This window comes from Ornithinibacillus liuyingii (assembly GCF_055550225.1).
In genome coordinates this window covers 62,757-88,152 of record NZ_JBPWOS010000001.1, presented here as the reverse complement: position 1 = coordinate 88,152, position 25,396 = coordinate 62,757, and the positions used below count along the sequence as shown (strand labels likewise).

The window sequence follows — 25,396 nt, the reverse complement described above, 5'->3', positions numbered from 1 at the left end:
GCGAAAATTATGTAATGGGTTATATTGCAGGGATAATGCTTCCTACTTGGGGTAATGTTAGGTATTTTACGTTACCTTTTTTTGTAGTCCTTCCCTATTTAAGGAACAGACGAGGACGATCTGTTGCCTTGGTCAGCGATTCCTCCTCATTTTGGGCACTGAGGAAGGCTCTCTGTTACCTTAGTCGGCGTTTCCCCCTCATTTTGGGCACTGAAGAGTGCTCTCTGTTACCTTGGTCGACAGTTCCTCCTCATTTTGGGCACTGACGAGGACGTTTCGTTACCTCCCTTCCACCCCATTTAGAAAGCCCAATACAATTTATCCAAAAAAGATGCCACACACAGTTGGCATCTTTGAAAATAATAGGTATTACATTAATCTAATTCTTTCACTAACTCAGCCATTAATTCTTTACCAGTAACTAGCTTTTCTCCACCACCTTGTGCAATTGTATCTGTTCCTCCACCTTTACCATTAATCCGTGGTAATACTTGCTTTAGCACTTGGTTCATTTTCATAGGTACATCAGAACCGCAAGCACAAACGATTTGAAGTTTATCAATAGTTTCGTTAACAAAGAATACTAATGTATTAGTTGATTTAGCAGTAATATTTTTAGCTAATTGTTGAATCTCTGGCATAGTCCTATTTTCAAATACCTGCTCAATTAATCGGAAACCAATCTGATTGGTATACTTTTCCATTAAAGAAGCAGCTTCATAATCGATTAATTGTAGCTTTAAATCTTTAACCGTATTTTCAAGTTCCCTTGTTTGTTCTATTACTCGTTTTGTAGCTTCTATCAACTGTTTTTGAGGTGTACTTAGTATTGCTGTTAAACCTTGAATAACTTGGTGCTTTTCGTGTAATTGATGACGTACTCTTTTTCCACAGACAAAATATAGACGGGTATGTTTTTTATGGTTTTCCCAATGTAAAATTTCAATCGACCCTACTTGGCCAGTTGAATTAGGATGTGTTCCACCACAACCGTTATAATCAAAGTCCGGAATGATGACTAGTCGGATATTTTGCGATACAGATACTTCTTTTCTCAAACGATAATGGATTAATTCATCCTTCGTTACCCATCTTGTTTCAATTGGTCGATTTTCTATAATTATGATATTAGCGATATTCTCTACCGCTAATGCTTCTTCTTTCGTAAGGAGGTCTGTTGCTAAATCAATCGAGCAAAGTTCCTTACCTAGGTGAAAGCTAACTGTTTTATATCCATATTCTTCTTCAAACGCAGCGGAAAGAATGTGTTGTCCAGCATGCTGTTGCATGTGATCTAGACGTCTTTCCCAATCAATTTCACCCACACACTCCTGATCTTTGTCCAGAGTTCCATTTAGGTAATGACGAATTTTACCATCTATTTCCACTACATCATAGACCTCTATATCATCTAGTGTACCTGTATCATGAGGTTGTCCACCACCTGTAGGATAAAATGCTGTTTGGTCTAACACAACATAAAACTGTCCTTGTTCATCTTTACCTTTATGTAAAATGCTTGCTGTAAATCGTCCCAAATATGGATCTTGATAATATAGCTTTTCTGTCTTCACGCTTTCTTCACCTCTTATTACGATAGTTTTTGATTATTACTATACCCCTCTTAATAAAGGAAAGGAAGTTTTAGTATAGAAGATAGGATTCTCATACACTTATCCTAAGTAAAGAAGAGTAACCAACATTACTCGGCTACTCTTCATATTTAAGCATTCTTATTGATATGGACTTGATGTGGGAAAGGTATTTCTATACCGTTTTGATCAAACGCTTCTTTCATTGCTTTGCGTAAATTCCGCTCGACAGCCCACTGTTCTCCATTCTTTGTTTTAGCAATCACACGAAGTACTACCTCAGATGCACCAAAAGCTTGTACACCAATCACATCTGGGCCTTCGACGATGTTCTCATCCTCTACTGCAATCCGCTCACATACTTGCTGCAAAATTTGTGTCGCTTTATCAATATCATCATCATAGGATATACCTATATCCACAAGCGCTCGCATATTTCCTCGGGAATGATTACTAACATTCGTAATTTCACGGTTGGGTACAAAGTGTAATGTACCATCCATTCCTCTTAATTTCGTAGTACGAAGACCAACTTCCTCGACTACCCCATCTTTACCTGCTACTGTCACATAATCTCCAACATCAATTTGTTGCTCCAATAAAATAAAGAACCCAGTAACCACATCACTGACTAGACCTTGTGCACCGAAACCGATGGCTAGACCCACAATACCGGCACCCGCTAATAAAGTAGTAATATCAAATTGAAAGATAGAAAAAATAAACCCGGCAAAAATAAACAATAAGAAATATGTAAATATATTTTGCGTAATAGATTCTAATGTCTTCGCTCTACCTAAATTCATCTCATCTTGTTTCCGATTAAATACCTTCCTTATTGCACGAGTCCCTATAGACTTCACAATAAAATACAAAATGACAATGGCAATTACTCGAATGGCAATATTTCCAACTTGAAGTAATAAATCTGTCCAATTAGTATCATCTATCCAATCTAACATAATTTCACCCTCAACCTATAAAAATCTAGTAATCTATTTACAGATTACAAATAAAGTATTCCCTTAATCTATCAAAATTAAACATCATTCGTCAAACGATAAACCAATACTCCTTTATGTAGAAACGTGCTAGGGAACCCCTAAACCAAATTCCCTAGCACGGATATTAAATAACCGTATAATACGGTTCATATCTAGGATGCTTAAAATATGGTGGTCTTTTTGCTATCAACGGCAAACGAAATTGGATTCCAGGCAAATAAGATACAATTACCTTACTATCGGATTGATTCAATAACAGCAGTTGAACCTCTGGATTATAGTAATAATTCATGATACCGAAGCCTCCCATTCTTAATTTCTAGCTATTTTATTCGACATCGTGCATAAATGAGACTGTACTACTCCAACCAGGCACACCATTCGCCCATATCGAATAAAGTAATTATTAACATGAAGGAGGAATCGTTCGTATGGCAAAAGATAACTCTAAGTATCAATCCTATCCAATGTATCCTAACTATGGAAAAATCACCAAATACCAGGAAGTTCCGATAACAGTACCCGAACAACGGCAATACCGCCAGCCTGGAATCGAAAGTCTCATGGTGCCGCAACCAATCATTGAGAACCCCAATTACAAAGGTAGTGGAAAATTAAAAGGAAAAGTCGCATTAATAACTGGTGGTGACAGTGGTATGGGAGCAGCTGCCGCTATTGCTTTTGCCAAAGAAGGCGCTGACATAGCGATTTCCTATTTGGATGAGCACGAGGATGCCCATAGAACTAAGAATAGAGTAGAAGCGTTTGGTAGACAATGTCTGCTTTTACCTGGTGATCTCAGAGAAAAGCAACAATGTATTGATATTGTCAAACAGACATTGGAAACATTCGGCGAACTGCATATCCTTTGTAATCATGTTGGCATCCAGTTTCAACAATTAAGTTTATTAGATATATCCGATGAACAATTCGATGAAACGTTTAAAGTCAATATATATTCTCACTTTTATACTACTCGTGAAGCATTAAAATACTTGAAGGCCGGTAGTTCCATTATAAATACTGCCTCTGTTGTTACGTTTTTTGGCAACGATCAATTAATCGATTATACCGCAACAAAAGGAGCAAACATCGGCTTCACCCGTGCACTTGCAAGAAATTTAGCCGATAAAGGAATCCGCGTTAATGCCATTGCTCCTGGTAGAATTTGGACTCCGTTAATTCCAGCAAGCTTCTCAGCGGATGAAGTAACACAAGTGAATAACCTAATGGACCGTCAAGCCCAGCCTTTTGAAGTAGCACCAACCTTTGTTTATCTTGCCTCAGATGATTCACGCTTTGTAACTGGCCAGGTGTTACATGTCAATGGCGGAGAGATCTTCGGATAAAAAATCGGGATACTAGTATCCCGATTTTTATATTGTGGATGGTTCATTTTGACTCATTTGATTTTCCCACTCTTTATTTATCCTATCAATAAGCTCTTCAACCGAACAATCCAATATTTTCACCGGAATATTAACTTGAGAAGGTAATATTCCCTTGTTCATCCGATTTAACATTCTTTTAACCGAGCTACTTCGATTGACAATTAAATCAGGATCTTTTGTAAAAATCCCGAGGTATGTTTGCCCACCAAATTGAATGAAATCGATATCTTCTATCTCTTCCCATCTAATTAACCCAGCCGCAATATATGTAGATTGATCTGTTATTCCTTCATGATTAATTATAATAGCAGGTTTTCTTTTTGCCATTGTTTTCACCCAATAAACCATGCAAAGGCCAAAGAAGACAAAAACAACTCCACCGATAAGAATAAACTTTAGACGATCACTCCCGTTATCGATTAGTCCTACCAAAAAAAGTATTGCCCCAATAGCTACAAAAATAAAGCAACCGATTCCATATAAGATCATCTTCCCTTTTTTAGGGTAAATTACTAATTCATTCATCATTCTCCCTCCTTCCGTTACTTTACCGAGTATACCCTTTGTTCTAATTGCTTCAAGGGGCAAAAGTCCCCTCTAAAAACCAGGACTTTAGTCAGATTTTACTATCTATTAAAGTTTAAATTAAACAAAGCAGGAGTTGGTAGGCTTAAGGAGAGTCATAGAACATCAGACTCTCCCCCTATGCTTCTTTAGATATTCCCTAATAATCTCTCGATGACTTCCGACCATTCTTTCTGGTAATTCTGTTGGTGGAAAGAATTCAAACGTTAATGATTCTGCTTCGTCCACCTGTATTTCACCTTCATATTCATTAGTATAATAAGCAACTGTCACAACGTAAAATTGATCCCCATTTTCGGCAATAATAAAATGGTCCTTGCCAGAATAGACATTAATTAAGTGAAGCCTACCAATGGTCAGTCCGGTTTCTTCCTTAACTTCTCTTCTTGCTACATCTTCCGTTGATTCGCCAAGTTCCATTAACCCTCCAGGAATTCCCCAGACCCCATTTGGAAACCTTCGTTGTTGCAGTAGAATACTCCCTTCAGTATTCGTAATGATTGCCACAGCACCAACAAAGATTAACGGTCTATGGCCTACTATTTTCCTCAAATCCTCTACATATCCCATCTATTTGCTCCTTTATCTAAAGTTATCAATCGGACTTGATGATGATAATTACTGAACAGCTTCCCTACTCCATAAAGTAGTTTTTTTCGACTAGTACTTGTACAGTTACAAGGTAAACAAGCAAGCTAAAAATATCCTTCATTTTAACTATATTCATGATTACTAGAAATGATATGGTTGTAAGTACTACCAATGAACTTGCCTATTCTTATTACTTTTTCGGTACTTTCCTTATCCTTTAAGCTACATTGAGTAATAATATATTTGACAGACTATTCCTTCATTATAAGTGCTAGCATGATATTCGAAAAGTAATCACCACCAATATTCCACCATAAGAAAAACACATTCGCTAAAAGAAGAGCGAATGTGTTTTTTCTTATACAGGGAGGAAAAGTTTAAATACTTTCCTATCTGCTAAAAACACCCTCATGATGCCTTTATCTATCAGTAAGAAATCATTGTTAATTCCTACCTTGAATCTAATGATCGTATTACTTCACCGGTAATAGCATTTAATTCAATTGCAGTGTTTCCATTCTTTGTTTTTAATTCTAGCTCGTATATATATATGCCCTTGTTTACATCTAATACCATTTGAACAACGGTGCCTTCTATAACACTTTCTGCAAGTTCAATTGCTTGAAGCTCTGTGATTAAATTTGGGAAAGTAGCTTGTTCCATATTTTCCTCCTACCAATCTTCATTATCGTTAAGTTCATCTGTACGTTGATTGTTATGTCTAATTTTTAAGTGTCTTATGTGTATATTCAATTGCAGAGAATAGTAATTGTTCATGATCCTTTACTCTTCTTCTTTAATATAGCCATAAATCCTTAAAGAAAAATAACAGTTAAATTAAAATTTGATTAGAATCATATTAATTCATTCCTTAGACATCATATTCGATACGTATCAAAACTATTAGTGCAGGCATCATATTTTTAACGTTTAGTTTTTTCTTCCCATAAAAAAGTTTATAAAACAAAAAAGAGAATATCTCTAAAACAGAGACTTCCCTTTTTTTCCTACTACTTCTTCCCATCATTTAATTCCATCGCTTCCTCAGGACTAGACATAATGGTTGAACCCTTATAACGCAATCCTACATCACGATCAGATTCTACGCGCTTACTTTTCTTTAACTTTTTTTCTTGACGGTCTTTTCCCATCTTAGCACCTCCTACTACTAAGATGGTTTTTTTGTTTGGAATTATTCCTTAATAAAATTCTTTTGACAAATCTTCTTATTAAGCTCATATAAGCTATTCAACTACTATAAAGGAATGGAAAAATAAAAGTGGTATTATGGAAGTATGAAAAGGAGCTATGAAATTAGTTAACCTAGATTGCAACATACCATGCACCAAGTATGTTGATGCATGGTATGTTCTAATTAGCTATCTAAATAAATCATAATAGCATCTCGTAAAAATTTTGTACCGCCTTTTATAGCAGTGTCATAATAAGCAGTAAACCGTTCATCTGCCACATACATTTCAGCTAGGCCCGCATGTGCTTCTTTTGAATAATTCGTCCATGAATACAGTAGCCATTGCTTATGTTTCTCAGCTAGTTGTTGTGCTTTTTCTGATGCTGGATCGCCCGTTTTATAAGCTTCTTTTAATAAATTCATTATTTCTTCACCAAGCTCTGTCATCGCTTGATAATCCGCTTGTGTCATCCCTCTTAATTTTGTATTACTTGCCTCAACGATATCATTACCGTATTTTTCACGGATTTCTTTGCCATACTTCTTCTCATTCTCCTCAATCAACTTTTCTTTTAATCCTGCAAATTTTTCATTATCCTGCATGGGTACTCCTCCTTCCATACTGGCAATTGTTTTTTCGACGGTTGCCATAATCTGGTCAAGGCGGGCTCTCTTTTGCTTTAATTTCGCATGATGATTCTTCAGTGCTTCTTTTCGATTGAAATCTGGTTGTTGGATTATTTCCATAATATCCTCCAGACTTACATCTAACTCTCTGTAAAACAAAATTTGCTGAAGTAGATCCACTTCTTCTTGCCCATAAATACGATAGCCAGATGAATTAATTCTTGCCGGCTTCAATAATCCAATCTGGTCATAATAACGGAGCGTGCGGCCGCTTACTCCAGAAATACGAGCAAGTTTATTTACTGTATACTCCATAATGATTACCCTCCCGACATCCTCATCATAAACCTTTACGCAACGTTAAGGTCAAGGGAAATTCATAATATCCTCCCACCTAAGTAGCCAAACTTTTTGTTATAATTAAGCTTGTATAATATTATGGAAAAAGTATTTTGTTGCGAAGTTCCTCATACCGGTCTGATAAACTCTTTTTATATTTAGTAATCCAATAATTACAATACTCTTCTTTTGAAAAACTGGACATATCCTTGCTGTCTGTAACAATATCTAGTGATTCCTTTAGAGAGCTTTCAGCCATTTTACTAGTCATATTATAAAGAGTTTTGGGGTCTTTAATTTTATCAAAGCTACCAATTCTGTATTATTCCTATTTTCATAAATAATATCAAAGTCATGTCTATACCTATATCTATCTTCAAACTGTTTGAATTGAATCCACCCCGGTATTGGAAACAGTTCTATTTGATTCACTTAGTTCACCCGATTCTTTGTTTTTATAGTACTGAATTCCCTTACTAATCTGTTAATACTCACAGATTTATAGGCAACACTTAAAACGTCAACCAATACATTACATATGTAAAAAGAACGTATCACAAAAACTGTATGATACGTTTTATTATTACCCTACTAATTCCTCTACCCTTTCCTCCAATTCTTCAATCCTCTCTTTTTTCTCATCCTCATCAAGATCTTTATCTGCTTCTATTAATTCTATCTGTTTTTCAAGACCACTAATTTGAATGGATACATCACCTAGCTGCTCTCCTAATTCTATTGCATCTTCAGGCATATCTAATTCCAAAAAACTTCTAGCAGCTAATGTTTTTGCTCTATCTCTTTCTTTAATTTCCTCATAAATTTCAATTACTTCATGGAATTCTTGATTTATCCATGCTTGCTCTATTGTTAATACTGGATTATCAGACTGGAGAGTCAGTATTTTGCTATTGGCCTCTTCGTTATTTAATTTTATTAGCTTTTCTACCACTAAATCTAGGTTATCTGCGCTAAGTTCTACCGACTTCATTAAGTGTTCAGGGTTACTAGATTCTAAATATAATTGACTTAAAAATTCCTTTCTACTTTCAGAACCTATATTATCAGATTCTAAGACTGAAATAGCCTCCTCCAAGTTCCCATCAATATATAACTTATAAGCCTGATTAACCTTTTCTGATTGGAGTAATGATTGTTGCAACGCACCGTTTTCATCTGCTAATTTTTTGTGTTCTTCTTGAAATTCTTCTCTAGTAGCAACTGTTGCTTCATTTAACGGTGCCACTTGTGTAATATACAAAAACAATAGCCCAAACAGGAAACCAATTAATGTTCCAGATAGCAGAGATAGCTTAACCTTTCTATTGCCAACAACAGGACTCTTCCATTTATTCAACCCTAGATTAGACTTACTATCTTCAGAAGTATCATCTCTTTTTACTTGTTCACTATCTTCAATATTATCGAGTAATTCCTTAATGGATTTAGAATTGTTTATAGTGGAAATAAAGCTTTCTGTTTCCTTATTTAAAGTTGGATTTTCTATAAGATAACGAGAGAAACCTACGAAGAGATAATTGATAATTTCCTTCATTTCTTCTAGTAATTGTTTTTCATTAAACTCAACAGGAGGCAAAACATGACGAATACCGCGATGTACTAATTTCACATCGCCTTGTTCATTCACGTAAACATTGTTTGGATGTAAAGTAGTAGTATATTGTGTTCCAATAAGCCTGGATAACTCAATTAAATTCATAACAATGACACGTTTTTTTTCAGTAGAAACTTGTAAATATTCGCTTATATTGTGATAATGACTATTACGCTTAAAGTAGATTCTTAACCATTCCCCATCAACAATAAAATGCTGACATTCAAAGAACATATCATCCGGTCTTTTTAGCTCTTCTAATTGCTCTGCTTCCTTTAGTTTTGTTAATTTACTCGGAATTTCATATACTATTATTTCTCCATTATCCCTTATGGTTCCAAAATCCTCACTTATTTCTCCATTCATAATGTTAGCCCCCTGTAAACGAATTACTTTAGTACAAAGAAAACAGTTATAAATATAACAATGAATAGTGCAATTACTACCATATTTCTTGCAAATCTTGATTTCTTGACTTGTTTCTCTTCTAAGGAACTCGTAAGAAGCACTTTAACCTCTTGAGCATTTTGAATTCTCTTTTCGGGTTTTAATTCTACTAGTTGATTAATACATTTCTCTAGTTTCCTAGGAATGTCATCTACAAAATAGGAGATTGGTTTTTGTGCAACGTAAACGTATTTTCCTTTTGAAAGTATGAAATATAGTAACGCTCCTAAGGAAAATAAATCTGTACGAAAATCACTTTGCTTTTGCTCAAATTGTTCCGGTGCAGCGAAGCCAACTGTTCCTATCTTCAAAGTATCTTTCATTTTATCATCTTGGTATTTCCTTGAAATTCCAAAGTCAATTAATTTTATACTCCCATTATTGCTCAAAATAATATTACCGGGCTTGATATCTCGATATATGATTGGTATTGAACGGGTATGTAAATAATGTAAAATATCACTTATCTGGATTCCAATTTCAATCACTTTATTAATCGGAAGGTCAAATTGTTTCTCTAGCAAAAATTCCGAAAGAACTGTCCCCTCAGCATATTCTATTACAAGAAATATGTACTTTTCAGATGTAAAAAAATCAATCATTTTTGGTATATTAGGATGATCTAATTCACTTAATATTTTTGTTTCATCCACTATCTTTTTAGAGAGTTTACTTTCCTTATTTACAATCTTCATCGCCCATTGTTGTTGTGAATCGTGGATATCTTCTACCAAATAAACCTCCGACATCCCACCGGAAGCGATATGGGTTACAACACGGTATTTATCTTGCAATATCTGCTCATTATTAATTTTGATCCCATGTTTACTCATACCACTACTCCCTATTTAGATGTTTCATAAATGAAAACCAAGAAGAGTTATTATTTCTATTTTCCTGCTCATAATAAAGGTGTTTAGTTAGAATAAGGGTAATATTATCGTGGGCATTAGAAAAATTAGAGAAATTTATTAAATACTCACATACAGATTGGTAATTACTATATTCTTTTTCTAAATTTAAAAGCATATCTTTAATTTCTTTATTTGAATATAGTGAGTAAAAACCATCACTACAAAGTAAAAATAAATCACTAGAATTATAGTTACCTATCTTAGTATAAGGATTAATATCCTCTTCAATTCCAAGGCATTGTAATAAGACATTTCGTTTAGGGTGATTTCTTGCCTCTTCCTCTGTTAGTTTGCCAACTAAAACTTGTTTCTCAACCCATGAATGATCTTCTGTTATTTGAATGAATTCTGGTTCCGCCTCTAACACTTCTGTTTGCTCATGTAAATTCCCATGTGGCACTTGCTTTAGATGATAATCTAAACCACCAATTGTTTCCTTCAGTTGATATACTCTACTATCTCCAATATGAACAATTCCATATTGTCCCTTATAGAGTGCTAAGAAAGTTACCGTGGTTCCCATCTTCTTACCACTATTTTTACTCGTTTCTATTATGACACGATTAATTTGATTGAATAATTTAGTGAGTTCTTTGGTTATTTGTGTTACAACATTTTTTCTTTTTAAAATCTTATCAATTCTTCTATCCCACCATTGTTCTATTGTTTCAATTGCAAGACGACTAGCAGTATCACCAACCTGATATCCTCCCATGCCATCCGCAACTACAAATATTCCTAACTCATTTTCTTTACTATCCGTTTGAAATCGTATTAAGTAAGAGTCTTCATTCTTCTTCTTTTTGGTACCTTGATGCGTTGCTATTCCTGTCTTCCAGTTCAATCTCATTCAGTTGAACTCCATTTAAAAGAATATCTTGCTTTACCTATTATAAATTCATCTCCATCATTTAATGCATACACTTTGTATGGTACCAATGCATTTCCATTCAACTTCGTTCCGTTTTTTGACCCTAAATCCTTTAATCCATAACTAGTTGGATCAATTTGAAGTATCTCTGCATGGATTCTGGAAACTCCAGTAGATTCCTCCGTGTAGTGAACCGAACTATTATTTCTACCTATTAAGAAATTCTTATTATTAATTACAATAGTTTTTCTTTGGCCATCCTCCCCAGTCCTATATAAAAGGGCTAGAACTGTTTCTTCCGGATGGATTGCTACAGTTGATTCATCTTCCAATAAGACAGTATCATCAGTATGTGGTGGTGTTAGAAAACTCATATCTATAGATGAAGCAGCGACAGACTGATGGGTTGTAATTTCACTAAAGTTAGGTGAGTGTTCTTCTATTTGTTGTTGAAATGGATTGGAACTATGTCCTATGTTAGGTTGAACATTCGTCCTATCATTATTTGAGTTCGCATGTTTAACGTGATAGTTCTGTTTTCTATCTTCTTGCGGTTTCTCTTCTAAAGGTATATCGATAGGAGTAACTCCAGGTCTCCAAAATTTTGTATATATTACTACAGCAGCTAAAACCAAAATAGTTAGACCTATACATGTCCAGAGAATTGAAGGTATAGGATACATATCAAACAACTTCCACGTCAATGCTATTAAAATCACCGATATGGCAAAGATATAAACCTTATGTCTAGAAGATAATGGTGGTAATTGCTTTTTCATTTTGCGCTTTCTTTGACTTATTGGAACCACTTCATCTATATTATCCATACTAGGTTTTTGTCGGTTATCATTAGTTTTATAGCCAGAAGAATTGGAGGTACTAGTGTCATTACCATACGATTGAGCAGTATAGTTATCAACTGGTTGAAACTGATTTACATTTGTCCTAAGCGAAATTAATTCTAATAATAACTTTTTTAATCCTGATAAACTAAAGGAAGAATTTTTAATATAGGTTAAGATACTCTTAAATTCATTCCCTTGTAACCCTTCCACTTCTCCTGCAATATCTGTTAACAATTGCTTCATGTCTTCATTGATTGTTGTTTGTTTATTCAAGTCCTTAATTGGTAAATATGCTAAATACACATCGCTTGCATTTTCTCCAACATAAATAAAGTCAGAACGAAGAATAAAATTATCTTGATTTAGCATATATGAGCTACTATTCTCCAATGTTTTAATAATAGAAAGAAACAATTGGTAATAATCGTTCATATTAGTATTATTATTCCGAAAAAAAGATACAACTTTATTTTTGGAATTTATGTTGTAGTGTAGCTTTGTACTAAAATCAATATTTTCCACACTCATAACTAATAGATGTGGTATTCGATTGGACTGCATCATTTTTAATTGAACATTATGTAGATGATTACTAGATAGCTTCTCTCCATCTTTCTCTTTAAAAACTATCGATTTACCATTTTGGTGGATATATTCAAATCCTAAGTTATAGATAGTGCCCATTGTTTTCCTCCTATAGTTTCCTTGTTCTTCTTAACTATATGTGGTAAATACATAATAGTAGGTCATTATCACTGCAGGTATTACTGCATACATAAAGGGAAATCGCGTGCTTTTTGTTGTTTTAAACTCTTCTAAACTCCTAAGGTCCTTTGAAATGATGGAACCTACAAAAGCAAATAATGCGCTTGTCATCTTCTGTAAGAACGTTTTAGTAAATAATAGAATGATGATTGCAATTATTCCTGCCACTATAATAGAGTACATCATCATGTACAAAACCATCTGAACTCCGACAATAGCACCAATCCCCGCAAAGAGCTTAACATCACCCGCGCCAAGCGCCTTAAATACGTAAAGTAGTAAAAATATCCCCCCGGCTACTAATAATCCCAGAAAGGAAAAGATTAATCCGTCTATTCCACCCATAACTAGATGATAAAGTATACCTATAAGCATAGCACCTGCTGATAACCAATTGGGGATTTTATGAAATCTCACATCAATTACAAACGCAATAATCAAATATAAAAACAATATATAATCGTTCAATTGGAGCATTCTCGTCCTCCGGTCTAGACCAATTTATTTTCCGTTCCATATTCTTTCATAAGCTGTTTTTTTTAATACAATATCCTTGTCAACAAATGGAATTGATAAATTAAACCTATATTCTACATTAATTGCTAAATAGTCATTACTTCCTCCTACTAGGCTGGGGATTTCAACACTGGTTACTTTCAAACTAGATTCATCAAAGAAATTCCAACCGCCAGTAGCTTCTTTAAACTTTTTCTGTATAGTAGGTTCGATAATTTGCCTTACCCCATCATTAAATAAATTTTCAATTGATCCTTGAACATCTATACCAAAAAAGTCCAACCCCTCACTAATCCACTGAATTGCTCCAGTTATATCAAGGTCTGTACTTTCCTCTAATCCTTTAAGCTTCTTGTCGATATAATTACTAGCACCTTGTTTCGTTACTGCTACAGGATATGCATAAGCGACAACTAGTTCAGCGGTTTCTGAAGCAGATTTATATAAGGCCATATCTGCAACTGAAAGTCTTATAAACATAGTTAAAAACAATATAAAAAATAAGAAAAACGGCAAGATCATAGCAGCTTCTAACGTAATACTACCATTATCTTTTCTAATGAGATGTTTTATCACAATCACCTCTCTTCTAAAGCTAAACTATTCTGCTTCTTCTGCAGTAAAATGCCAAGTCAGTTTATTTAAATAATCCCTATCATATCCGAAATATAGAATATAACTATCCGCACGCCTATCTGCGACTATGAGCATGTTTCCTGTTAATTCTTCTCCTGGTTCAATCGGCCCTAAATCAAAGAATGCATCCTCAAAAAGTTTTATTCTATCTCCAATACCGATTAAATCATTTCGATGGGTAACTTGATTATTTTGGATATGAGCTAAGTTATTACCATCAACTAGTACTGGGTACTCGAGTCCAGATTTAGAAATCCCAATTTCACCATGGTTTTTAACAGTGAAGTTTGCGACAACATAGACTCGCTCAGGATGCGAATTACTTGCAGCTGTTTCCCCATTGATTTCATCAACGATCCCCACAGAATTTAAGGTTATTTCTAATATGTTTTTGTTACCTAAATCCACTGTATATCCAGTTTCTCCGATTGATAATTCGTATTGGTCTTTAATTTCGATAGGCTCAGAATCTGGATTTTCTATTAATTCCTCTGGAACTGGAGCACTACCACTACCACAACTCGCTAATAAACATAAAATAAATATCAAGAGGGGGAAGATTAAAAATTTTCTTTCCATAAAATATTTAACACCCTTTATAACTGTTTTAGTAATATGAATCACTGTAAAGTCACTGTTTAAGTGACTTTACAGTTTAAATTCTATAAATGATTCTGTTTAATTTTCAATTTCGCTCGCTTTAATCAACCAAATAACTTGATTACTGCTTCCTGCCGCAACGTTACCCGGGTCTTTTCTAAAATAATACTCATCAGCGTCATAAACAAATGTAACAAATTGACCTGACATTTCTTCTCCAGGAGCAATTACTCCTGACATTTTTTCTATACTATCAAAATGCTCCGAAGCATCTGAGAAACCACTACCATCTAGATAATCTGTTACTTCAAGTGAATGCAATAAATCTTCAACTTTCTGTTCTTCATCACTTGTGTTTTTAACAGTCAAATCTAACAGGATGAATCTATCTAATTCTGAGGATGCGCCATCAATATTATCTTCTAGCTTCGCTGATACTAACGTAACCTCATATGTTCCTAATGTAGTATCAAATGTTCCGGTATCACCAATTCCTAAATCTAGTTGATCATCAGACTCAACATCGAATCCTACATTCGAAGTTTCCTCATCATCTGTTGTTTCAGATTTCTCATCTATATCATCATCTTTTTGACCTTCACCCTCTAAATTAGATTCTTCTTGCTCATTATTTTTGTCTACATCTTGAGTATCATCATCCCCACAAGCGACTAAACAAATCATCATTACAAACGTCAACATGATAAGTGTTATCATTTTCTTCATATATTTCCACCTCTAAAATCGTAATTTTGTTAATAAGAAAAATTAACTTCTTTTTCTATAAAAAACTCATTGCCTTCAACTCTACCATTAATTACATTAGTAGACTCAAGCATATTGATAACTTGAGGGAGGAACCATAGTTTTACAGTAGCTGTAGCTTCTGCTGTTACATATGTTGGACTTTCTCTTAAATCCTTACCAGTTTCATTATCAAGTACAGCCATTAATCTCTGAAACTTTCCACCTTCAAGGTGTGCAAATAAAAATAACCTTAAATGATCTTTGTAATCCATGGTTGGTAAAGATTTTCCAGGAAATAATTCAATCGCTCTTCCTCTTGTAATATTTCCTAAGTCAGTTGAGGTTCTAGTGAATGCGTATCCCAAAGCATATGCCCAAATAAACGGACCAAAACCACGAGCCTCTGGTCGCATAAAACCTGCCGCTAAGTTAATAGCAAATCGTACAGCAAATATTTCTGATAGAGCGGCAAAATAATTCGCACCATAGGATTCTAGGCCGTATATAATATATTCCACCTGATTATTTTCATAAGCATAAGCTGCACTACCATTCACGGAAAAATCATGACTTTTAAACCTCATTAGAATATATTCGTTAATATAGACTTCATCCCGCGCTGTTAGAAGCAAATCACCTAAATTCTTAAATAATATATCGATGAAAGTTAGTGCTTCTTCGGCAGTGTCATTTCGGTCCTCCATGGAAAACTCTTTATTATTTGCTGCAATTGCTTCACCATATTCACTCGCTATTTGTCCAAGCTCTGCTAATAATTGCGTGTCAGACATAGCACCTTCTAAACTCTCAATTTGGTCTTGTATATCATCTAATTGGTTTTTAGTATCCTCCATGCCTTCGTCTGCTTTATCTTCTTCTTCCTCTATTGCATCTTTATTGTCGATATAGTCTTTACGGCCATCAGCTAAAATTTCCAGAGCTTTCTCTACCTTAGAAAGACCATCACCATGATATTCCTTGACATCCTCGACATGCCCCAATATATTTCTTTTCGCTCTGGTTTCAAAATCTGATTGTACATCTGGCCTAAATTCTCTAGATAGCTTATTTAGTAAGGCATTGTTTTCAATATTACTTCCATTCGTTATTTTTCTTAGAGCTTGTTCTACTGTTTCTTTTAAATTTGTAAACATTTCCTCTGGATATATATAATCCTCTAGACTTCCATCCGTATTATCACCTATTGTACTTTCTTCCAAATCTTCACTAATGCTTTTCGCGTTATCATAGTCACTACTCGATTCATGATTATTAATGGTTTCTCTCATTTCATTATTTGTACGCTCAGCACTTTCTATTAGATCTAAAGCATCTTGTAATTTACTTACAACTACAGTGGTTTCGTTAATTAAATCTTCTAATAAGCTTAGTGATTCTCGTTTAAATTGTGTTGTATCCCTTCTTAATTCCTCAACATCAACCTCTTCATCATTGCCCTCGTCATCACCATCTGTATTTCCGTTATCCCTTTCCGCTTCCTCAATTAACTCCATTTCCCTTTTATACCTATCATGATAATAAAAAATATCATATGTTACCGATACTTTTGGATAATTGGACCTTACGGATTCTGGTTGAACTCTACCACTCATATTATCTAAGATTTCTTTAGCTTCTTTAAGTAGTTTTTCAGCTTCATCTAATTCCTTTTCTCGATCTTTGGCATAGTCATTTAATTTCTTTGCAAGTTTGGCATAATCAGAAGCTTGCTCTACTTGCTCTGCCACTGATAAAAAATTCTTTATCACAGCTTCTCCTACTTCAACCGGGGCTTTGTATTTCATTTCTTCTAAAATTTGATACTTCAATATATCTTTGTTAGCTAAACTTCTTTCCAAATTTATATTTAATGATATCTCGCTATCGACTGGCTTTAAGCCTAGGAAATCAAAATGTTCTCCTTCGCCAGTGGAAAGATTCTTTTGAAATACTTCTCTAAATATCGTCTCGGCTTCCCCTTGATTTCCATCAAGCGCAAAAAGCCCTTTATCTTGAAGTGAGGTATTATAGGCAGACATAGTAGAACGTAGAGCAGCTTTAGCTGCTTCTTCAGTTTGCCTTTCTGCAATTAGAATTCGAGCATAATCAATTAAAACCGCATTAAATAATAACAGAAGCAATGCAATAATAATTAGATATACGGAAACTGCACCATTCTCATTAATAAAAAACTTATGCCATATTTTCTTTGTAATTCTTTTCAACATACCTCCCCCTTCCATTTTCAATACGTTCAATTTTCCTCATTTCTATTGAAAAATGGAATATACTTTGATGCGTAAGTAGTAAACTTCTGAAAGCCATAAACCATAAAATCAGTATTTCGAATGATTTCGGTTTGATCTACAACTGGATGTCTTGCTGTTGCTCCTACTTTATTTACGCCAAATATATCCGCTAATGAACTTGGAAGGGCAAGGTCCTTATCCAGCGATACTACAATCTCTTGTAAAAAGAGTCCATTATCAAAAGTTACATTTCCAGCATACTCTCCGACTCTCTGTTTCTTTTTTGTCACAACACCATTATCACTCAAACTTAAGCCAAACTTATTGAACCCATTATTAGAAGTTATTCTCCAATACAACCCATCACCATTTTGAGTAACATAATCAGATCTACCCAACTCACCAGTGACAATATCCATCGTACTACTTCCCCAGGTTTGGGCCATACGTGATGCAATCTGATTCGCTTTGTACTGGAGTGTCACTTTCTCATAGATTACGAGACTAAAGAAGACGAATAGCAGTACAATGATAAGAAGAATCGGAAATAACATTGTAGCTTCTAATGTAAAACTACCATCATTCTCTCTCCTGATTTTTTTTATAATTTTTCTCATTACGGAGCTTCTCCTATTGTCCTCCTGGATTAAAGTTATCAATATTTTGATTTCCAAAACCTAGTAATTTATTAATCCAATCCATAATAGTTTTTCTGAATAATAAGGCAATCGCTACAATTACTGCAATGATCAATAATATTTCAAGCGTTTGTAATCCCTCTTCATCCTTCCAAAACCTTGTCATAAATTCTTTGATTTTCCCCATTTTTTTTCCTCCTAAAATGATTCTTAATTTTATATGATAACCTGCTTACATTATAGTAATTGCAGGGTAACCAACAATAATCATTACTGCCACAAATATTAATATAAGTGGAAATACTAACTTAGATGATGCTTCTTCACCTTTAGTTTTAGAAATATTCTTTCTCTTTTCCCATAAATCACGTGATAATTCCCGCAATGCCAGTATAAGATCATTCCCACCCTTGCGGTAATTAAGTAAGATAGTTGTGGTAAAAATTGAAATTTCCTGAATTCCACACTTTTTACTTAAGTCATTTAGAACTTGGTGAAAAGGTTCATTACTAACCATTTTATTAACGGCATCGGTAAGTTCAACAATTAACGGTGAATTATGATCATTAGCAGTTGTCACACATCTAACCAATGCTTGCTGTACAGTTTCTCCTGCATTAATCAATAAGATTAGCTTATTTACCACTTCAGGTAATTCCAAAAGAATCTTATCTTTTCTCTCTTTTTCTTGACTTGCTAGTTTTTTTATCATCGCATATGGAAGAAGTATTGCAAAAAATATTCCCGTTACAAAAATTGCCATATCACCTTCAGCTAAAGCGGTAAATAACAAAGCTCCTATTATCGTAATTAGTACGATGGAGATAAGTTGAGCCAGATATATCCTAGTATGTTGTAATGCAGTTCTATTTCCATATAAACTAATCATTTTTTGCTGAATTTTTGCTATCTGACTATAAAACCTTTCCATTATTTTCAATTTATCTACAATAAATAAAGACACTGGAGCTAGAAACATCAAAGGATATTGCCCTTTAAATTGTTCCATTATAACTTCATAGCTCTTCCCCACTCGTATGAATATGACAAGTAAAAAAACAATTATTACTAGAGCAGGTATTAAAAAATAAATCATTACCTATTCACACCTTAATGTTCATTATTTTCTGGCTTAGCCAGTATGAAAAGACCAGTATAACTAAACAAACTGTCATAACAATTGGACCATTGGATGACCACTGATACATTGGTGAGAGATAGTCCCCTGCTGCATACTTAAGTAGTAATATCATCCCTAGAGGGGCGACACTTAAAATCCTAGACTCAAACTTTTTCTGTGCCATCATAACAGAAACCTCTTGTTGTATATCTATTTTTTCACTAATAATATCAGAAGTTCTTCTGATAACTTCTACCAGGTTTCCACCTGTACGCTTACATGTAATAAATACATTAGCAAAATTAATAATGTCGTCTATATCGGAGCGTACACTGAAATCACGAATAGCATTTTCTACTGTATCCCCATTTTCAATTCTTCGATTAATAATTTCAAATTCTCTGATGATATATGTATTTGGATCAGGATACAGTAAATACAAGTCCGTCACTACTTCTTTTAAACTATTCTCAATTGATCTACCAGCAGCTAATGAAGAAGACAGTGAACCTATAGCCTCTTTGAATTGAACTGTTAATTTCTCCTTGCGTTGTTCAAGTAATTTCTTCTTTTGAAATTTTGGGAATATCAGACCTAATCCCGATATGATAAAGGAAAAAATAATACTCTCATAAAATAAATATCCGATTAGAAAGAAGACCATTCCCGCAATTACGGCATAAAACAAGTATTCTTTAAACGTTAAACGATAAACAGAATAATCAACCAAGTGTGACTCAACATCTCTGTTTGTTTTTTCCTTCATCTTATCTATGAAGTGTTGCTTCTTTAAGATTTCCAATTCTGTTTCCGCTTTAAGTTTTTCGATTACAGCTGGTTCAACTGACATTTCCTTTTCTTTCTTTTTCCTATTAATAACTACGATAATATATGTAATGATGAGGCATATTAAAAATATTAAAATAACTATATCGGTCATATTCTCCCCCATCTATTCCGTACCTCCTACTGTTATACCAGCCAATTGAGCTTTTGATTTATTAAGAATTTGATTTCCTGTTGATTTCAATTCTCCAATAATTTTGCCTGTTTCTGTCTCCCCTTCTTCTATAAATTCATATAATGGGTTTAAAACAACCTCCCCATCTTCAACATGTAACACTTCACTTATTTCAACTACTTTTCTAGTATTATCACGTAAGCGCATTAGGTGGATCATAATATCAACAGCAGAACTAATCTGATTCCGAATTACCCCTACAGGAAGCTCTGCTCCATTTAGTACCATCGTTTCTAGTCGACTCAGCATATCTTTCGTAGAGTTAGCATGGCCTGTTGATAGTGAACCGTCATGGCCTGTGTTCATCGCCTGTAACATATCCAGTGCTTCTGCACCACGAACCTCACCCACGATGATGCGATCTGGTCTCATACGTAATGAAGTACGAATTAATTCACGAATTGCAATTTCTCCTTTCCCTTCTGTGTTGGCATTTCTGGTTTCCAAGCTAACTAAGTTCGGAACATTTTTAATTTGAAGTTCTGCTGAGTCCTCTATAGTAATTATCCTTTCATGTCTAGGAATAAAATTAGATAGGACATTTAAGAATGTTGTTTTACCAGAACCAGTTCCACCACTTATAAAAATGTTGTATTTAGATACAACAAGCTTTTGTAAAAACTTAGCTGCGTCCTTAGAAATAGATTGAAATGCAATTAAATCATTTATCGTTAGTGGATTAGCAGGGAATTTCCGAATAGTCATAACTGGTCCTTTTAACGCAATAGGTGGTAATACTACATTCACCCTAGAACCATCACTTAACCGCGCATCAACTATTGGGGAAGATTCGTTAACTACTCTATTCACTCGAGAAACTATTGCCTGAATAATATCCTCTAGCTTTTGTTCACTTTCAAACTGAATGTCGACCTGGGTAGTAGCACCATCTCGTTCAATAAAAATCTCTTGATGATTATTAACCATAATTTCAGTAATAGATTTGTCATCTATTAATGGTTGTAAGACATCATAACCCCTAAATGCATTAAATATCCGATCAACTAAATATTTTATCTCATTCGATTTCAATTTTTCTTCTTTAGCATAATCAAAGACAGCAGCTTCTATGTACTCTATCAGCTCATCGTTCGACATTGAATGCATCAAATCAAGTGTCTCACGTAATTGTTTAATTAAGGTCTTCACTACCTGATCAAAATCCACTATTTAATACTCCTCCTTCCTGATTTGTCAAAATAACCTTCCTTATGATTGACTGGATTTCTTGATTAAATAAGTCATTACCTAATAGCTCTGCCCTTGATTGGGGGTGAGTCCAGTTTGGTATAAATGGAAGATAACCATCTATTGGTAACTCTAGTTCATCAAAATCATTTAGTAGGTTTCCGTTAAATTTATTAATAATTAACGACATTTTATCTTTCATAACATTCTCTCTACCAAAAAACTTCTCTTCTTCCTCTAAAAATGATTTTGTTTTTAAAGGTCCAAAGGAATCATTAGCCAAAATCCAAAATATCGTATCACTTTCTTTCATTGCCATTAAATTTCTCTCATGTATCGAACTATCTAAATCTAAAATTATGTAATCATAAGCATCTGTTTCTAATAAGCCATTTACTATTCTCTCAATTTCATTTCCTGACAACTCCAGCAATTCTTGAGCATTTATCTCAATATCAAAAAAATCCACCATTGCATGCGGATCATGCCTTCGTAATTTCTCAATTTTGGAAAGTAGTTGCCCCGATGCTGTTTTTGCGTAATAAAAGATTTGTAACGAGGGATTCTCATTATCATCTGATAAAAATAACTTTGTTGTATTAAAAGTTTCTAGATTTAAATAAAATACTTTTGCATCATTCAAAGCTAATTGTTTTGAAAAGTTTACTGCAGTAGTTGTTTTGCCAACTCCTCCATTCGGAGAATAAAAGGAAAAAATTTTCGTTTGATTATTTCTTTGTAATAACCTCCCTGCTTCCTCGTTTTTTTCATAGTACAATCCAAGAATGTTAGATACTAGCTGATCAAGCCTCTGGTAACGATATACAGAAGGCATTGATGTATTCTTAACCTTTAGTAGGTCATCTTCTAATAAAATGACAAACATATCTCGTTGGATCCTAGGAATACTTATTTCAGAACTTACTAATAATATATCAACCATTTCACCTTGTTTCAGATACGAACTTAGAGTTTCTTCTTTTGAAAAGTAAGTAACTAAAAATTGATTATTACCACCTTCATTACGGATAAACGATGCTAATGATTGTAGATAATCAACATTTGTGTCTGTAATAACAATCCGAATCTTCTTCAACGACTAACACCACCATTTAATTGATAATAAAGTCTTACAAGTACTTGTATAAATTTTACTAAATTTTATTGTAAAAAAAATACAAAATTCTAAAAACGGTATTTATTACCCAGATTGCAAAATTCTGTATTTACGTTTTCCCTTTTTACCTATCATTTACTTTTCGTTTTACAAGCCCTCCAAAGTAGATCACTGAATAAGCTAAACTATTGAGTGTACTAAGGTTTAGCATCTATTAAAGGATGTCTAAAAATTACCTTACCTCTCTACTAACGAAGATAAATAATATTCTAATCCGCCAAGAGTAAGGATTATTTTACTAGAACTAAAGACATGATTTTCTTTTTTCGTTACTCTCTCTTAACAAATCCGTAATATAAATGAAACAAAATTGTACGCTCGTCCTTATAAATCAACATTAAATTTACAATTAATAAAGTAAAATTTTTTATAATTTTAGTTAAAAAGTTTCATATAAAATCTTGACATGTATGTTAGGATTTGAAGTATGAATAATTTGACTTTTTTGAGGTGAATTTTATTGAAGTGTAAATATTGTAAGCATAAGTTTCCAAATTCAAAATTTGAGTCTTGTCCAGAATGTGGACGGGAGATAGAAAATCAGCAGAAAAAGAGACTTTCTAAGAAGTTATACATAGCTATTCCATTAATTATATTGTTATTAGGGGTTCCTATAGCTTATTTTATATTAAATAATAACAAGCAAATGGACCTAGTTGATCCAATGGAAAAGGTACAGTCATTTAAAGAGACAGTCATTAATGAGGACTCTGAAGCACTTGTTGAATTATTAACTCCCTATGAAAACTCATTTGAAATTAATCGTGAAGACGCGATGGAATTAATTTCTTTCTTTCAGGAAAATCCAGAATACTATAACACTATACTGAATAGTCTAGAGGATAAAGCAACAGCATATTCTTCAGAAGAGGAACCCGTTTCTACAAAATCACATGCGACAATTACCTTATTGAAAAATGAGGAAGATAAAGATTATGATTTAGTCGTAATTCCTGCATTTATTGATATTTTGACTTCAGATACCGAAATTGACCTATTAATAAATAACAAGGTAGTTGATACAATTGTAGACAAAGGTACTCACAGGGAAACATACGGTCCGTACATGCCGGGAATTTATGAAGTAAAGGCAAAGTTTGATAATAATTATGTATCAACTGAACAAACTAATCAGGTTACACTATTTAACTTGGATACAGATAGCACAAAGCTCGAATTTAATTTAGATATAGGTATGATTCAGATTGTTTCTACATTTGAAGATGAAGCAACATTATTTATTAATGAGAGAGAAACAGATTTTATAATAAATAAAGGTACTCAAAGTATCGGGCCCTTTCCATTAAATGAGAACATATCCATTCATTTAGAGAAAAAAATGCCTTGGGAAACGGTTGTAAGTGAACCTTTAATCATTGATAGCAGTGAATTAGAGTATAACTTCAGTAAAACACCAGCCATATCCAAAGAGGAAGAGGAAAAAATTATAAACGTAATTAATAACGTTTTTTTGACCTACACCGATTCTGTTAATGCACGTGATGCATCCGTTCTGGAAGATAATGTTTCTGATATAATGGTTGAAAAAGTAAATGAGACAATATCTCATGTGGAGTCACATATCCCAGACTACGAGGGAACATTATTAAGCACTCAATATAAAGTCAACTGGTACCAGGATCCACTATACGACAATGAGTTAGAAGCATACAAATTAAAGATGGATGTTATGCTACATTATTATGAGCCTAATGGACATTTAGGGAGAATATTTGAAGGGGAGAACCCACACGAATACTTGCGTGGTGCTACAGTTGAATTATTATTTGATGAGGATATTCAGCAATGGTTAGTTTATGACTATGAATTTTCCCATTTCTTCACCTATGAGGACGACATTATATATGAATTTAATTAAATGAAAAGAGAAAGCAATTCCATTTAAGGAATTGTTTTCTCTTATTTAGCCCATTGAAAAGCATAAAAATACCACTTTAACTACTTACTATTAACTTCCTCTTCTTCAACTAAAGGAATATGTTGATTACCATGAAAGACTTCTAATACAGTCTCATAAGCCGGATACTTAGTCTCAAAAATTGACTTAAGAAATGCTCGATTATCATAGGGAACTTCCTTAATGTGAACATTCACTTGACCATTTTCTCCTATTTCTATCGTTCCGTACGGTGCTAAGGGCTTATGACCGCACCCAAGTGGACCTGGATTTAAATACATCCGACTTTTCGAACTAAAATGATGGATCGTATGATGATGTCCAAAACATACAAGATCAACATCTGTATTTTCATAGATTTTCTCCAAGCTAGGACCTGTAGGATCCGTATCCAATGGTAAGAACTGATTATTACAATCTAAATGGTAGTGTAAAAACAATACCTTCTTACCAGCGATTTCTGTTGTTATTTGCTTCGGAATATTTGCTAAGCGTTCCATATACGCTTTATCGAGATTTTTGGCAATCCATTCGTGGTGCTTTTGGACAATTTCTTGACTATGTGAAGGTTTACCTAAAATGATATTAAGAACGGATTGCTCATGATTTCCCGTAACAAAAGAAATATTTTTCTCAGAAAATAATAGCTCCAACACCTGATTCGTCTCATGCCCAATTGCAATCATATCACCTAAGCAATAAATCCGGCCGATATCTTTGTCTCTTTTAATATCTTCTAATACCGCCTTTAGTGCTGCACTATTTCCGTGGATATCTGTTATAATAGCAAACTTCTCTCCCATTTTAT

At 34.0% G+C, this 25,396-nt stretch carries 26 protein-coding genes; 2 read left to right on the top strand and 24 right to left on the bottom strand.

Going from position 1 to position 25,396, the window contains the following annotated elements; translation table 11 throughout:
* Positions 1–374: 374 nt before the first annotated feature.
* The 3 genes from ACSKT4_RS00495 to ACSKT4_RS00485 all read right to left on the bottom strand — a co-directional run bounded on the left by ACSKT4_RS00495 (position 375) and on the right by ACSKT4_RS00485 (position 2,888).
* A complete protein-coding gene (locus tag ACSKT4_RS00495) occupies positions 375–1,574 on the bottom strand; it encodes an alanyl-tRNA editing protein (protein ID WP_465822623.1) in 1,200 nt (399 codons plus the stop codon).
* Between the two features lie 149 nt (positions 1,575–1,723).
* Entirely contained in the window at positions 1,724–2,554 is an 831-nt protein-coding gene (locus ACSKT4_RS00490; RefSeq protein ID WP_186870060.1) for a mechanosensitive ion channel family protein, read from the bottom strand.
* Between the two features lie 166 nt (positions 2,555–2,720).
* Positions 2,721–2,888: a hypothetical protein gene (locus ACSKT4_RS00485; protein ID WP_186870059.1), complete on the bottom strand. Its 168-nt coding sequence runs from the start codon at positions 2,886–2,888 to the stop codon at positions 2,721–2,723.
* A gap of 139 nt (positions 2,889–3,027) precedes the next feature.
* Between ACSKT4_RS00485 and ACSKT4_RS00480 the strand changes: the two genes are divergently transcribed.
* The gene (locus tag ACSKT4_RS00480; RefSeq protein ID WP_186870058.1) at positions 3,028–3,945 is read left to right on the top strand and encodes an SDR family oxidoreductase; all 918 of its coding nucleotides are present in this window, start codon (positions 3,028–3,030) and stop codon (positions 3,943–3,945) included.
* A gap of 27 nt (positions 3,946–3,972) precedes the next feature.
* Here ACSKT4_RS00480 and ACSKT4_RS00475 read toward each other — a convergent pair whose 3' ends face one another.
* From ACSKT4_RS00475 to ACSKT4_RS00380, 20 genes are all read right to left on the bottom strand, one after another.
* A complete protein-coding gene (locus ACSKT4_RS00475; RefSeq protein WP_186870057.1) occupies positions 3,973–4,512 on the bottom strand; it encodes an STM3941 family protein in 540 nt (179 codons plus the stop codon).
* A gap of 165 nt (positions 4,513–4,677) precedes the next feature.
* A complete protein-coding gene (locus ACSKT4_RS00470) occupies positions 4,678–5,142 on the bottom strand; it encodes an NUDIX hydrolase (protein ID WP_186870056.1) in 465 nt (154 codons plus the stop codon).
* Between the two features lie 471 nt (positions 5,143–5,613).
* Entirely contained in the window at positions 5,614–5,826 is a 213-nt protein-coding gene (locus ACSKT4_RS00465) for a PepSY domain-containing protein (RefSeq protein ID WP_186870055.1), read from the bottom strand.
* Between the two features lie 347 nt (positions 5,827–6,173).
* Positions 6,174–6,314, bottom strand: a complete 141-nt coding sequence (locus ACSKT4_RS00460; RefSeq protein ID WP_064965382.1) for a YpzI family protein — start codon at positions 6,312–6,314, stop codon at positions 6,174–6,176.
* Positions 6,315–6,538: 224 nt separating this feature from the next.
* On the bottom strand, positions 6,539–7,297 hold the full coding sequence (locus ACSKT4_RS00455) for a MerR family transcriptional regulator (RefSeq protein ID WP_186870054.1): 759 nt from the start codon (positions 7,295–7,297) through the stop codon (positions 6,539–6,541).
* A gap of 607 nt (positions 7,298–7,904) precedes the next feature.
* A complete protein-coding gene (locus ACSKT4_RS00450; protein WP_186870053.1) occupies positions 7,905–9,302 on the bottom strand; it encodes a type VII secretion protein EssB/YukC in 1,398 nt (465 codons plus the stop codon).
* A gap of 23 nt (positions 9,303–9,325) precedes the next feature.
* The gene (locus ACSKT4_RS00445) at positions 9,326–10,216 is read right to left on the bottom strand and encodes a serine/threonine-protein kinase (protein WP_186870052.1); all 891 of its coding nucleotides are present in this window, start codon (positions 10,214–10,216) and stop codon (positions 9,326–9,328) included.
* Between the two features lie 4 nt (positions 10,217–10,220).
* Entirely contained in the window at positions 10,221–11,147 is a 927-nt protein-coding gene (locus tag ACSKT4_RS00440) for a PP2C family protein-serine/threonine phosphatase (RefSeq protein ID WP_186870051.1), read from the bottom strand.
* Positions 11,144–12,697, bottom strand: coding sequence for a DUF6382 domain-containing protein (locus ACSKT4_RS00435; RefSeq protein WP_186870050.1), 1,554 nt, complete (start codon positions 12,695–12,697; stop codon positions 11,144–11,146). The genes ACSKT4_RS00440 and ACSKT4_RS00435 overlap by 4 nt, the downstream gene beginning before the upstream one ends.
* A 30-nt stretch (positions 12,698–12,727) precedes the next feature.
* On the bottom strand, positions 12,728–13,255 hold the full coding sequence (locus tag ACSKT4_RS00430; protein ID WP_186870049.1) for an A24 family peptidase: 528 nt from the start codon (positions 13,253–13,255) through the stop codon (positions 12,728–12,730).
* 24 nt (positions 13,256–13,279) lie between these two features.
* Entirely contained in the window at positions 13,280–13,870 is a 591-nt protein-coding gene (locus tag ACSKT4_RS00425; RefSeq protein ID WP_186870048.1) for a hypothetical protein, read from the bottom strand.
* A 24-nt stretch (positions 13,871–13,894) separates the two neighbouring features.
* On the bottom strand, positions 13,895–14,509 hold the full coding sequence (locus tag ACSKT4_RS00420; RefSeq protein ID WP_186870047.1) for a DUF4352 domain-containing protein: 615 nt from the start codon (positions 14,507–14,509) through the stop codon (positions 13,895–13,897).
* A 99-nt stretch (positions 14,510–14,608) separates the two neighbouring features.
* The gene (locus tag ACSKT4_RS00415; protein ID WP_186870046.1) at positions 14,609–15,256 is read right to left on the bottom strand and encodes a DUF4352 domain-containing protein; all 648 of its coding nucleotides are present in this window, start codon (positions 15,254–15,256) and stop codon (positions 14,609–14,611) included.
* Positions 15,257–15,285: 29 nt separating this feature from the next.
* Complete coding sequence (locus ACSKT4_RS00410; RefSeq protein WP_465822621.1) at positions 15,286–17,502, bottom strand: DUF5702 domain-containing protein; 2,217 nt, start codon at positions 17,500–17,502, stop codon at positions 15,286–15,288.
* Between the two features lie 29 nt (positions 17,503–17,531).
* Positions 17,532–18,143, bottom strand: coding sequence for a TadE/TadG family type IV pilus assembly protein (locus ACSKT4_RS00405; protein WP_186870044.1), 612 nt, complete (start codon positions 18,141–18,143; stop codon positions 17,532–17,534).
* 13 nt (positions 18,144–18,156) lie between these two features.
* Positions 18,157–18,351, bottom strand: coding sequence for a Flp1 family type IVb pilin (locus tag ACSKT4_RS00400; RefSeq protein WP_186870043.1), 195 nt, complete (start codon positions 18,349–18,351; stop codon positions 18,157–18,159).
* A 45-nt stretch (positions 18,352–18,396) separates the two neighbouring features.
* Complete coding sequence (locus ACSKT4_RS00395) at positions 18,397–19,173, bottom strand: type II secretion system F family protein (RefSeq protein WP_186870042.1); 777 nt, start codon at positions 19,171–19,173, stop codon at positions 18,397–18,399.
* A gap of 94 nt (positions 19,174–19,267) precedes the next feature.
* Positions 19,268–20,236: a type II secretion system F family protein gene (locus ACSKT4_RS00390; RefSeq protein WP_246521442.1), complete on the bottom strand. Its 969-nt coding sequence runs from the start codon at positions 20,234–20,236 to the stop codon at positions 19,268–19,270.
* The gene (locus ACSKT4_RS00385) at positions 20,237–21,412 is read right to left on the bottom strand and encodes a CpaF family protein (protein WP_186870155.1); all 1,176 of its coding nucleotides are present in this window, start codon (positions 21,410–21,412) and stop codon (positions 20,237–20,239) included.
* Between the two features lie 49 nt (positions 21,413–21,461).
* The gene (locus ACSKT4_RS00380; protein WP_186870041.1) at positions 21,462–22,589 is read right to left on the bottom strand and encodes an AAA family ATPase; all 1,128 of its coding nucleotides are present in this window, start codon (positions 22,587–22,589) and stop codon (positions 21,462–21,464) included.
* 541 nt (positions 22,590–23,130) lie between these two features.
* Here ACSKT4_RS00380 and ACSKT4_RS00375 point away from each other — a divergent pair.
* Positions 23,131–24,549 carry a TcaA 3rd/4th domain-containing protein gene (locus tag ACSKT4_RS00375; RefSeq protein WP_186870040.1) on the top strand — a complete coding sequence of 473 codons (1,419 nt, stop codon included), beginning with the start codon at positions 23,131–23,133 and terminating at the stop codon, positions 24,547–24,549.
* 80 nt (positions 24,550–24,629) lie between these two features.
* On the opposite strand, the gene ACSKT4_RS00370 is transcribed toward ACSKT4_RS00375, so the two are convergent.
* Positions 24,630–25,391: a metallophosphoesterase family protein gene (locus tag ACSKT4_RS00370; protein WP_465822619.1), complete on the bottom strand. Its 762-nt coding sequence runs from the start codon at positions 25,389–25,391 to the stop codon at positions 24,630–24,632.
* Positions 25,392–25,396 lie beyond the last annotated feature (5 nt).

What these genes read in the sequence shown, in the direction of transcription:
- ACSKT4_RS00490 (WP_186870060.1), bottom strand. Translation starts at nt 2,554, where the DNA reads ATGTTAGATTGGATAGATGATACTAATTGGACAGATTTATTACTTCAA.
- ACSKT4_RS00485 (WP_186870059.1), bottom strand. Translation starts at nt 2,888, where the DNA reads ATGAATTATTACTATAATCCAGAGGTTCAACTGCTGTTATTGAATCAA.
- ACSKT4_RS00480 (WP_186870058.1), top strand. Translation starts at nt 3,028, where the DNA reads ATGGCAAAAGATAACTCTAAGTATCAATCCTATCCAATGTATCCTAAC.
- ACSKT4_RS00475 (WP_186870057.1), bottom strand. Translation starts at nt 4,512, where the DNA reads ATGAATGAATTAGTAATTTACCCTAAAAAAGGGAAGATGATCTTATAT.
- ACSKT4_RS00470 (WP_186870056.1), bottom strand. Translation starts at nt 5,142, where the DNA reads ATGGGATATGTAGAGGATTTGAGGAAAATAGTAGGCCATAGACCGTTA.
- ACSKT4_RS00465 (WP_186870055.1), bottom strand. Translation starts at nt 5,826, where the DNA reads ATGGAACAAGCTACTTTCCCAAATTTAATCACAGAGCTTCAAGCAATT.
- ACSKT4_RS00460 (WP_064965382.1), bottom strand. Translation starts at nt 6,314, where the DNA reads ATGGGAAAAGACCGTCAAGAAAAAAAGTTAAAGAAAAGTAAGCGCGTA.
- ACSKT4_RS00455 (WP_186870054.1), bottom strand. Translation starts at nt 7,297, where the DNA reads ATGGAGTATACAGTAAATAAACTTGCTCGTATTTCTGGAGTAAGCGGC.
- ACSKT4_RS00450 (WP_186870053.1), bottom strand. Translation starts at nt 9,302, where the DNA reads ATGAATGGAGAAATAAGTGAGGATTTTGGAACCATAAGGGATAATGGA.
- ACSKT4_RS00445 (WP_186870052.1), bottom strand. Translation starts at nt 10,216, where the DNA reads ATGAGTAAACATGGGATCAAAATTAATAATGAGCAGATATTGCAAGAT.
- ACSKT4_RS00440 (WP_186870051.1), bottom strand. Translation starts at nt 11,147, where the DNA reads ATGAGATTGAACTGGAAGACAGGAATAGCAACGCATCAAGGTACCAAA.
- ACSKT4_RS00435 (WP_186870050.1), bottom strand. Translation starts at nt 12,697, where the DNA reads ATGGGCACTATCTATAACTTAGGATTTGAATATATCCACCAAAATGGT.
- ACSKT4_RS00430 (WP_186870049.1), bottom strand. Translation starts at nt 13,255, where the DNA reads ATGCTCCAATTGAACGATTATATATTGTTTTTATATTTGATTATTGCG.
- ACSKT4_RS00420 (WP_186870047.1), bottom strand. Translation starts at nt 14,509, where the DNA reads ATGGAAAGAAAATTTTTAATCTTCCCCCTCTTGATATTTATTTTATGT.
- ACSKT4_RS00415 (WP_186870046.1), bottom strand. Translation starts at nt 15,256, where the DNA reads ATGAAGAAAATGATAACACTTATCATGTTGACGTTTGTAATGATGATT.
- ACSKT4_RS00405 (WP_186870044.1), bottom strand. Translation starts at nt 18,143, where the DNA reads ATGAGAAAAATTATAAAAAAAATCAGGAGAGAGAATGATGGTAGTTTT.
- ACSKT4_RS00400 (WP_186870043.1), bottom strand. Translation starts at nt 18,351, where the DNA reads ATGGGGAAAATCAAAGAATTTATGACAAGGTTTTGGAAGGATGAAGAG.
- ACSKT4_RS00395 (WP_186870042.1), bottom strand. Translation starts at nt 19,173, where the DNA reads ATGGAACAATTTAAAGGGCAATATCCTTTGATGTTTCTAGCTCCAGTG.
- ACSKT4_RS00390 (WP_246521442.1), bottom strand. Translation starts at nt 20,236, where the DNA reads ATGGGGGAGAATATGACCGATATAGTTATTTTAATATTTTTAATATGC.
- ACSKT4_RS00385 (WP_186870155.1), bottom strand. Translation starts at nt 21,412, where the DNA reads ATGCATTCAATGTCGAACGATGAGCTGATAGAGTACATAGAAGCTGCT.
- ACSKT4_RS00370 (WP_465822619.1), bottom strand. Translation starts at nt 25,391, where the DNA reads ATGGGAGAGAAGTTTGCTATTATAACAGATATCCACGGAAATAGTGCA.